At 70.0% G+C, this 9544-nt stretch carries 7 protein-coding genes; 4 read left to right on the top strand and 3 right to left on the bottom strand.

Annotated elements, in window-relative coordinates; all coding sequences use genetic code 11:
• A partial coding sequence (locus ABT084_RS27965) for a non-ribosomal peptide synthetase (RefSeq protein ID WP_351049451.1) occupies positions 1 to 3460 on the top strand: 3460 nt, incomplete at its 5' end.
• 141 nt (positions 3461 to 3601) lie between these two features.
• On the opposite strand, the gene ABT084_RS27960 is transcribed toward ABT084_RS27965, so the two are convergent.
• The 3 genes from ABT084_RS27960 to ABT084_RS27950 all read right to left on the bottom strand — a co-directional run bounded on the left by ABT084_RS27960 (position 3602) and on the right by ABT084_RS27950 (position 6611).
• A complete protein-coding gene (locus tag ABT084_RS27960) occupies positions 3602 to 4615 on the bottom strand; it encodes a threonine ammonia-lyase (RefSeq protein ID WP_351049449.1) in 1014 nt (337 codons plus the stop codon).
• Positions 4616 to 4755: 140 nt separating this feature from the next.
• Entirely contained in the window at positions 4756 to 5415 is a 660-nt protein-coding gene (locus ABT084_RS27955) for a response regulator (RefSeq protein ID WP_351049447.1), read from the bottom strand.
• Positions 5412 to 6611, bottom strand: coding sequence for a sensor histidine kinase (locus ABT084_RS27950; protein ID WP_351049444.1), 1200 nt, complete (start codon positions 6609 to 6611; stop codon positions 5412 to 5414). Before ABT084_RS27950 ends, ABT084_RS27955 begins: the two co-directional genes overlap by 4 nt.
• Before the next feature lie 132 nt (positions 6612 to 6743).
• Here ABT084_RS27950 and ABT084_RS27945 point away from each other — a divergent pair, with 132 nt between their 5' ends.
• The 3 genes from ABT084_RS27945 (at position 6744) to ABT084_RS27935 (ending at position 9399) form a co-directional block, all read left to right on the top strand.
• On the top strand, positions 6744 to 7652 hold the full coding sequence (locus ABT084_RS27945) for an ATP-binding cassette domain-containing protein (RefSeq protein ID WP_351049441.1): 909 nt from the start codon (positions 6744 to 6746) through the stop codon (positions 7650 to 7652).
• Positions 7649 to 8503, top strand: a complete 855-nt coding sequence (locus ABT084_RS27940) for an ABC transporter permease (protein ID WP_351049438.1) — start codon at positions 7649 to 7651, stop codon at positions 8501 to 8503. Before ABT084_RS27945 ends, ABT084_RS27940 begins: the two co-directional genes overlap by 4 nt.
• 407 nt (positions 8504 to 8910) lie before the next feature.
• Entirely contained in the window at positions 8911 to 9399 is a 489-nt protein-coding gene (locus ABT084_RS27935) for a YbaK/EbsC family protein (protein WP_351049436.1), read from the top strand.
• Positions 9400 to 9544 lie beyond the last annotated feature (145 nt).

The raw sequence follows: 9544 nt of genomic DNA, 5'->3' as shown, positions 1-9544 counted from the left end.
CAGCGAGGATCCCGACAGCCTGGCCGCCCGACAGGTCGCCTACTGGCGCGAGACGCTGGCCGGTCTCCCGGAGGAGCTGGAACTGCCCTTCGACCGGACCCGCCCGGCCATAGCCAGCCACCGGGGTCACCGGGTGCCGCTGGTGATCCCCACTGACGTGCACGCGCGGCTCCGAGAGGTCGCCCGTGCCGAGGGCGTGACCATGTTCATGGTCCTCCAGGCCGGGCTGGCCGTACTTCTGTCCCGGCTCGGTGCGGGCACCGATATCCCCATCGGCGCCGCGAACGCGGGCCGTACGGATGAGGCGCTGGACGACCTCGTCGGCTATTTCGTCAACACCTTCGTGCTGCGCACCGACCTGTCCGGCGACCCCACCTTCCAGGACGTGCTCGCGCGGGTCCGGGAGGCCGGTCTGGGTGCGTTCGCCCACCCCGACGTTCCCTTCGAGAAGCTGGTCGAGGAGCTCTCCCCGGCCCGCTCGATGGCCCGCCACCCGCTCTTCCAGGTGATGCTGCTGCTCGAGAACACCGCCCAGGCGGTGCTCGACATGCCGGGTCTCAGCGTCGGCCGGGGCCCGGGAACAGCGCCGACCGGCGACCCGGAGGGCACCTCGATCGTGAAGTTCGACCTGGATGTGAACATGGTCGAGCTCCTCGACGGCGACGGCGCGCCCGCCGGGATGCACGGCGCGGTGACCGCCGCGGCGGACCTTTTCGACCCGGCCTCGGTCACCCGGATGGCCGAGCGCCTCGTACGGGTACTCGCCACGGTCTCCGCGGAGCCGGGAGTCCGGGTCAGCGCGGTGGACGTCCTGGACGAGGACGAGCGCCGGCGGATGCTCACCGAGTGGAACGACACCCCCCTCGAGGTGCCGCACACGACGGTGGTCGAGCTGTTCGAGGCCCAGGTCGCCCGTACGCCTGACGAGGTCGCGCTCGTCTTCGGCGACGTGCAGCTGACGTACGCCGAGTTGGACGCGAGGGCGAACCGCCTGGCGCGGTACCTGATCGGGCGGGGCGTCGGGCCGGAGTCGATCGTCGCGGTCGTCTTCGAGCGCACCGTCGACCTCGTCGTGGGGCTGCTCGGCGTGATCAAGGCCGGGGCCGGATACCTGCCGATCGACCCCAACTACCCGGCGGACCGGATCGCCTATGTGATCGCGGACTCGGGCGCGGTCTGTCTGCTGTCCTGCGAGGGCATGCGCGACCGGCTGAGCGAGTTCGAGGTGGGGAACGAGGAGCAGACTTCCGTACCGGTGGTACTCCTCGACGACCCGGTGGTGGCCGATGAGCTGGCCGGTTTCCCGGGCGGCGTCGTGGCCCAGAGCGAGCGGACGCGGGCCCTGCTGCCCGAGCACCCGATGTGGGTGATCTACACATCCGGTTCCACCGGCCGGCCCAAGGGCGTCCTCGTGGAGCACCGGGCGATCGTCAACTTCCTGGAGTCGATGCAGGACCGGTTCCCCCTGAGCGCGGACGACCGGCTGCTCGCCGTCAGCACGCACGGCTGCGACATGGCCGGCTTCGAGTTCTACCTGCCGCTGGTCAACGGTGCGCGACTGCTGCTCGCCGCGCAGGAGCAGGTGCTCGACCCGTGGGCGCTGCGGGAGCTGATCCGCTCCGCCGGGGTGACCATGGTGCACGCCACCCCGAGCCTGTGGCGTGGGCTGGCAGCCGACACCGGCGACGAGGTGGACTGGACGAAGGTGCGGGCCCTGATCGGTGCGGAGGCCCTCCCCAGCGACCTGGCCCGCATCCTGCTCGCCAAGACGCCGACCCTGACGAACCTCTACGGCCCGACCGAGACCACGGTCTGGTCGACCGCAAAGGAGCTCAGCGGGGACTCGGCCGACGCGTCGTCGATCGGCGTCCCGATCGGCAACACCCAGGTGTACGTGCTGGACGAGCGGCTGGCCCCGGTGCCGACGGGCGTCGCCGGCGAGCTGTACATCGCAGGTCAGGGCATGGCACGCGGGTACCTCGGACGGCCCGCTCTGACGGCGGGCCGGTTCGTCGCCTCACCGTTCGCCCCGGGCGAGCGGGTCTACCGCACCGGGGACGTGGTGCGCTGGACCGCGGACGGCGACCTGCAGTACGTGGGCCGCTCCGACGACCAGGTGAAGGTGCGCGGGTTCCGCGTCGAGCTGGGCGAGATCGAGGCGGTCGTGTCCGCGCACGCCTCGGTGGCCCAGGCCGTGGTGCTGGTACGGGAGGACACCCCCGGTGACAAGCGGCTGATCGCCTACGTGGTGCCGGAGAGGGACGCAGCGACCGAGCAGCTCGACGGGCTCGGCCAGACGGTGCGGGCGCTGGTGCAGGACCGCCTGCCGGCGTACATGGTGCCCTCGGCGGTCGTCGTGATCGAGAAACTGCCCCTGATGCCGAACAGCAAGCTGGACCGCAAGGCGCTGCCCGCTCCCGACAGCACGGCGGGGGAGGAGCCGCGCAGCCGAGCGGTCACCTCCTTCGAGGAAGGACTGTGCGAGGCGTTCGCCGAGGTACTCGGCGTGGAGACGGTCGGCGTGGACGACGACTTCTTCGCGCTGGGCGGGCACTCCCTGCTCGCCGTCCGGCTCGTGGACCGGCTGCGGGAGCGGGGCGTGTCCGTTGCGGTCCGCGACCTGTTCGCTGCCCCGACGGTGACCGAGCTGATGAAACGCATGAGCCTGTCGTCGGTCCGCGACGCACTCGACGTGCTGCTGCCGATCCGGGCCGAGGGCGCCAGGCCGCCGTTCTTCGCGATCCACCCGGCGGGCGGCCTGAGCTGGTGCTACATGCCGCTGGCCCGGTTCGCGCCGGCCGACTTCCCGCTGTACGGGATCCAGGACCGCGGTCTGGACGGCACGACCGAACTCGTCGGCTCCGTCCGGGAGATGGCGGCGGACTACGTCCAGCAGATCCGCTCCGTGCAGCCGCACGGTCCCTACCACCTGCTCGGCTGGTCCTTCGGCGGCGTTGCGGCGCACGAGATGGCCGTCCAGCTCCAGGACGCCGGTGAGGAGGTCGCGGCGCTGGTGATCCTCGACCAGTACCCGTGGGAGCCGGACCCGGAGCCTTCGGCCGAGGCGGACGGCGAGTCCGCCTCCCGGGACGAGGCCGCCGAGCCCGAGCCGGACGAGGAGACCCGCCTGGAGCGACTCACTGAATTCGTACGGCAGCAGGCGGGTGACACGCTCGGGGCGACGACCGACGAGGAGTTCCGGACCATCGCGCGGATCGTCCTCAACCACCGGGTGATCCAGCGGGAGCACGAGCACGGACGGTTCGAGGGGAACGCACTGCTGATCGTGGCGCAGGACGGCAAGTCGGAGGACTTCGCCGCGGCGGCGTCCTGGAAGCCGTACGTGACGGGCGAAATCGTGGAAAGCGGCATGAAGTGCGCTCACCACGAGCTGGCCAAGCCCGAGAGCCTGGCCGGAGTGTGGGAAGCGGTCTCGGAGTGGCTCGGCCTGGAAGGCTGATCCGCCGACCGCGGGGGCGGTCCGACGGCTTCGTGCCGTTGGGCCGCCCCTGCCGCGTTCATGCCGGATGCGGCAGGGCAACAGGCACGCGAAAAGGGTGGCCACCCCTCGGGGCGACCACCCTGTGCGTGCGCGGAAGGCTCAGACCTGATCCAGAAGGGCCGATACGAGGCTCGGTTCGACATTGCCGCCGCTCAGCAGTACCCCGACATCAGTGCCACGGCCGGCTGGGTACTGCAGCGCGGCGGCCAGAGCGGTGGCCGCCGCGGGTTCGATCACCAGCCGGGCGTGCAGGAGGGCGACGCGCAGCGCATCGGCTATGGCGGACTCCTCGACCGCGATCACGGTGGATACTCTCCGATGCGCCAGGTGGAAGGGCAGACTGCCAATCCGGTCGGGCCGCAGTCCGTCGGCGATGGTTTCGAGCGCGGACACTGTCACCGGCTGCCCCGCGCGAAGCGCGGCGCCGAACGCCGGTACCGACGCAGGCTCCGCCCCAACCACCGTCAGGCCCTGCCCGGCGGCCGCCAGGCAGGCGCCCGCGATCGCGCTTCCGCCACCGATCGGCACCACCACGGAATCCAGGGTCACGCCTTCCGCAGCCACCTGCTTGATCAGCTCCGCAGTGGCAGTGCCCTGACCGGCAACCACATCGGGGTCCTGGTAGGGGTCTACTACGTCCAGGCCGTGCAGCTCGCGCAGCTCCTCGACCACCGCCTCACGTTCGGCGAGGACCGTACCTGCGAGCACCACCACGGCTCCGCTGTCGCGAATGCGCCGGATCTTGAGCGGTGCCGCGTCGGAGGGCAGGACCAGCACGGCCGGGAGCCGGTGCTCGCGGGCGGCCAGTGCCACGGCGATGGCGTGGTTCCCCGTGCTCTGAGCGATGACTCCGCGGCTGCCCTTTGAGGCCAGTCGCCCGACCGCGAGGAGCGCGCCGCGTATCTTGAACGATCCCCCGCGCTGGAGGTTCTCGGTCTTGAGCCACAAACGGGCGCCCGATAGAGCGTCCAAATGGTCGGAGCGAACTACAGGGGTCCGCCATATCCGACCCGCCAGGCGGTCCGCGGCACGATCGACGTCAATGCTGGTGGGTTGCGGAATCTCGGTGCCCGGCGAAATGGCCAATTTTTCCCGCGTCCATGCGTGACCCACTGAGGGCTCCTTATGAGGGCGAATCGGCGAATGCCGCAGACATGCCCGTCATCCTGGCACGGCGGTTCTCCCAGCGGAATGTTCGCACCGACGCCCGAGCTGGAAGTGATAATTCCTTCCAGGGCAAAGGAGTTGGCCGCTCAGCTCGGGAGCTCCACCAGGCCGCTCTCGTAGGCGATGATGACCAGCTGGACCCGGTCGCGGGCCTCCAGTTTCGACAGCAGCCGGGTCACGTACGTCTTGGCCGTCGCAATGCTGATGAACAGACGGGCGGCGATCTCGCTGTTGGACAAGCCGGTGCCGACGAGGCTGAGCACCTCGCGTTCCCGGTCGGTGATGGCGGTCAGTTCGCGCCGCTTCCTGGGCGCCGCCGTGGTGCCCACGGAGAAGCGCTTGATCAGGCGGCGAGTGATGCTCGGAGCAATCAGCGCGTCCCCCGCGGCGACGACCCGGATCGCCGAGAGGATGTCGTCCACCGCCATGTCCTTGACGAGGAATCCCGATGCGCCGGCACGTAGTGCCCCGTAGACGTCGTCGTCGTCGTCGAACGTGGTCAGCACGATGACTTGCGCCCTGCTGGGCCCCGCGATGACCTGCCGTGTGGCCTCGATGCCGTCCATACCGGGCATGCGGATGTCCATCATCACGACGTCGGGGTCGGCGCTCACGGCGAGTTCGACCGCCTCGATACCGGTGCCGGCCTCCGCGACTACCTCGATGTCGGGGGAGTCGGTGATGACCATCTGCAGGGCGGCCCGGATGAGCGGCTGGTCGTCGGCGAGCAGAACACGGATGGTCATGAGATTCCTGACGGTACGGGGAGGCGGGCGGCGACCCGGAAGCCGCCTTCTGGGCGTGGTTCTGCACGGAAGTCCCCATGCAGCAGGCCGACTCGCTCGCGCATGCCGATGAGTCCGTAACCGGAGCCCGAGCTGTTGCTGCGGCCGGGCCCGCTGTCCAGGACCTCGATCGAGAGCTCGTTGTCCTGACAGTCGATGGACACCTGGCAGGAGCCCGCCGCGGCGTGACGCACCACGTTGGTGACCGCCTCCTGGATGATCCGGTAGGCGGACATGTCGATTTCGGGGGGCAGTTGCCGCCGCTGGCCGCGCCAGCGGACATCGACCCGTACCCCGGCTTTCGTCGTCCGTTCGGCCAGCCGGTCGATGTCCGCGAGGCCGGGCGCGGGATCGAGCGGCACAGTCTCCGCCTGCTGCCCCGGCTGCGCCTGGCGCAGGGCGCCGAGCATCCGGCGCAGGCCCGACAGGGTCTCCCGGCCGGCGGCCTCGATCGCCTGCAATGCGGCACGGGCCGTGGTCGGCTGGGTATCGATGACCCGGCTCGCCGCACCGGCTTGTAGGGCGATGATGCCGATGCTGTGCGCGACCATGTCGTGCAGCTCGCGGGCGATGCGCAGTCGTTCCTCGGTGACCGCCTGGGCGGTCAGCTGGGTGCGCAGTGCCTGGGCATGCTGGCGGTCCTCGCGTACCGAGCGCCCGATCAGCCAGGCGACGACGGAGGCCAGCACCATGACGAGTACGGCAGAGGCGCCGAGGCTCGCCCCGAGCAGCAGCCGGGTGAGCAAGTAGCAGGACATCATGCCGAGGGCCCATCCGGCGGCGGTGCGACCCGTGCGGCGCGGCTGGGTCGCGGTGATACAGCCGAGCGCGACGTCGAAGGCCACGAACTGGGCCAGCGGGATGTCCAGCACGCTCACCGTCGTCGAGGCGGCGACCGAACCACCCAGCAGGAGCGCCAGGGCCGACAGGGGCCGGTGGCGCATCAGTGCGCAGGCGAGCAGCGCCATGGCGGTGGCCGCGGCGATGACGAGCGTGTAGCGCAGGGGGCCGGAGCCGGGGCTCATCGGGTCTTGCCCCCCACCCGGGAGCCTGACGTGCACGAGGATCGAGTACGCCGTGGCCGCGCACCAGGTCAGAGCCGTCCAGGCTTCCGGTGACAGGCGTTTCAGCAGCGGAAGAGGTGGCGTGGCGGACATGGACACGATGGTATCCGCCGACCTCTGCGGGGACGTCGAACCACGGGTGTACACCCGCGGTCGACAGCGCCGGGGGACAAGGTCAGCCGCCCGTCCGATGCGCTCGGGGGCGGATTGCGGAACCATCGAAGCATGATCGAAGTGAACGGACTAACGAAGCGTTACGGCGGTACCACCGCCGTCAACGGGCTGACCTTCACCGTGCGGCCCGGCCACGTCACCGGCTTCCTCGGCCCCAACGGCGCGGGCAAGAGCACCACGCTGCGGATGATCCTGGGACTGAACGAGCCGACCAGCGGCAGCGTCACCATCAACGGCCGGTCGTTCCGCGATCTCCCGCGCGGGATGCGCCACGTCGGCGCCCTCCTTGACGCGGGGGACGTCCACGGCGGGCGGAGCGCGCGATCCCATCTGACCGCGCTGGCCGTGAGCAACCGCATTCCACGCGGCCGGGTGGACGAGGTTCTGGGAGAGGTCGGACTGACCGCCGCCGCGGGCCGCCGGATCGGCGGTTACTCGCTCGGTATGCGCCAGCGCCTCGGTATCGCCACCGCCTTGCTCGGCGACCCGCCGGTCCTGCTCTTCGACGAGCCGCTCAACGGCTTGGACCCGGAGGGCGTGATGTGGGTCCGCGGCCTGTTCCGCAGGCTTGCCGCCGAAGGCCGAACCGTGTTCGTCTCCAGCCACCTGATGAGCGAGATGGAGGCCACGGCCGACCACCTCATCGTCATCGGCCGGGGCGCGCTGATCGCCGACGAGACCCTCATGGAGTTCGCCGCCCGCGGTACCCGGCTGAGCGTGGTGGTGGATACCCCCGACCCGGCCGCGCTCACCGCTGTGTTGAGTGCCCAGGGCGCGACCGTGCAGGCGGATGGCACGCTGCTCACGGTGACCGGCCTCACGGCCGCCCAGGTCGGCGAGCTGGCCTTCAACCACCGCGTGCTGCTGCATGAACTGACCACCCGGAACGCCACGCTGGAAGACGCCTTCATGGAACTGACAGCTGACAGCGTCGAATACCTCGCAGGAGAGCACCGATGAGCACCACAACGTTGGACGCGCCGGTCAACGTCTCGATCGACGAGCCCCGGGCCCGGTTCCGCGACCTCGTCTCCGCCGAGTGGATCAAGCTGTGGTCGCTGCGTTCGACGGTATGGGCCTTCGTGGCCGCCGCGGTGGTCATCGTCCTGTTCAACGTGAACGCGGCGTACGCCGACTACAGCAACTGGCCGGGCTACAGCGAGGAGACGAGGGCCGAGTTCATCCCCAGCTGGGCTCTGCGCGACGCCTTCACCAATTTCGCCGGCAACGGGGTGGTCCTGGCCATCAGTGCCATCGGCGCGCTCACCGTGACCAGCGAGTACAGCACGGGGTTGATCCGTACGACCTTTGCGGCCGTACCCGTCCGCCGCTCTGTCATGGTGGCGAAAGTACTCGTGGTCACGGTGGTGACCACGGGATACGGCGCGCTGTCCGCAGGAGCGTCCTTCTTCCTGACCCAGGCGATCCTGGCGGGGCGGCATGCCGGAATGTCGATCACCGACCCCGGTGCGCTGCGGGCCATGGCCGGTGCCGCGCTCCTCGCACCGGTGTCGGCACTGGTCGGGATGGGCCTGGGCGCGATCATCAGGCACAGCGCGACCACCATCGTCACCACCGTCGCCATCCTGCTGATGCTGCCGATCAGCCTCAGTGGCGACCACTACTGGACGGCCCTCATCGGTCACGCCACGCCCCATTACGCGTGGACGCACCTGATGGAGGGTGACAACATCACGTGGGCCCACTACGCCTACCCGACGACCGTCGCCGGAGCATGGATCGTCTACGCCGTATGGGCGCTGATCGGTGCCGTGCTCACCGTGCTGGTCCCCTCCCGCCGCGACGTGTGAGGGCACGGCCCCGGTGGGCCAAGCAGACACGACAGGGTGTCATCGACTTCCAGAGGTCACCACCAGTACCCCCTTGCGGCCGGCGCCGAGCGCCGGCCGCAAGGGGGTACTGGCGTTGACGGGTTCCGGCACCAACAGCGCAGGCGTCGGGAGCACCGGGGGACGGGGTGTTGAGCGGGCTGTTCACGTGACGGCGAGCTGACCGCGCGGTCACTATGGGGGCACCTCAAGATCTCCGCGTACCCCATGAGTCGTACGCGTACGGGCGCGAGCAGGCGGACCGATCCCGCGCCGTGCCTCCTGGGGCCGCCCCGGCTCCAGGTATCCCTCCTCCTGATTGCGAGGCGCCATGGCCTGCCGACCGCTCCACTCCCGGTCCGCCGTCCCCCCTCTCCCGGAATCAGCGGATGCCTGACGGCCGCGACGTCCTGGGGAAGCTGATCCACCTGCTGGAGGCGGGCTCCGCGTCCTACCGGATGATTCCGCACGAACCCGAGGGCCGTACCGCCGCGGCGAGCCTCCTGCGCAGGCACCCGCTGGAACAGGCCGCCAAATGCATGGTGGTCCGGGTCGCCCTCGGCAAGCGTGCCCGGCGCTACGTGCTCGCGGTGGTCCCCGGTAACCGTCAGGTGGACCTGGACGCGCTGGCCGACCGCTACGGCGGTCGCGAGGCCGCGTTCGCGGCCCGAGAGGTCGCCGAACGGCTGGCCGGCAGCGTCAGCGGCTCCATCACCCCGTTCGCGTTCTCGCCCGAGCTGGAACTGCTCGTCGACGAGGGGTTGCTGGCCAACGACGAGATCTATTTCAACGCGGGACGGCTCGACCTGTCCCTTGCCCTCTCCGTCTCGGACTACCTGACTCTCGCCAGGCCGGCCGTCGCGCCGATAGCCGCCTGATGGTGTGGGCGGGCGGAGCCACCGCTCGGCCCACCAGTGTTCAACTGTCGCGTCAAAGCAGTTGAACAAGAGCAGTACGGCTCGGTCACCGGCTGCCGCCCTGTTCACGGCCGCGAGGCACGGGGAGTATTGATCAAACACATGT

This window comes from Streptomyces sp. NPDC002138 (genome assembly GCF_040296485.1).
Lineage (GTDB): Bacteria > Actinomycetota > Actinomycetes > Streptomycetales > Streptomycetaceae > Streptomyces.
This window is presented reverse-complemented; position numbering and strand designations above follow the sequence as displayed.